Origin of the sequence: Shewanella sp. SM32 (assembly GCF_025654235.1) — a bacterium.
Lineage (GTDB): Bacteria > Pseudomonadota > Gammaproteobacteria > Enterobacterales > Shewanellaceae > Shewanella > Shewanella oncorhynchi.
The window spans coordinates 1-593 of sequence record NZ_JAKKRO010000181.1; the positions used below are offsets into that span (position 1 = coordinate 1).

Here is a 593-nt window from a genome sequence, read left to right on the forward strand (position 1 = left end):
TACCGACACCTTGCCAGGCACAGTACAAACGGTGGCCGGCACCTTAACCGTCACCGACGTCGACAACGGCGAAGCGGTATTCCAAGTGCAAACCAATGTCGCCGATGGCAACTACGGTTTCTTCAGCATTGATGCCGACGGTAACTGGACCTACACCTTAAACAACAGCCACAGCGACGTGCAGTCACTCAAGGCGGATGAAACCCTGACCCGTGACATCACGGTCACCAGTGCCGATGGCACCGCCAGCCACACCGTGACCATCACCATTGTCGGCGCGAACGATCCCGCTGACATCACRGTCGGTAACGGCGACAGCGATGCYGGCACCGTCACCGAAGACGGCGATTCCGACACCCTGCCAGGCACAGTACAAACGGTGGCCGGCACCTTAACCGTCACCGACGTCGACAACGGCGAAGCGGTATTCCAAGTGCAAACCAATGTCGCCGATGGCAACTACGGTTTCTTCAGCATTGATGCCGACGGTAACTGGACCTACACCTTAAACAACAGCCACAGCGACGTGCAGTCACTCAAGGCGGGTGAAACCCTGACCCGTGACATCACGGTCACCAGTGCCGATGGCACCG

1 protein-coding gene is annotated in these 593 nt (G+C 58.4%); it reads left to right on the forward strand.

All coding sequences use genetic code 11. From position 1 onward, the window contains the following. A partial coding sequence (locus L5M10_RS24075) for a VCBS domain-containing protein (protein ID WP_263256116.1) occupies positions 1 to 593 on the forward strand: 593 nt, incomplete at both ends.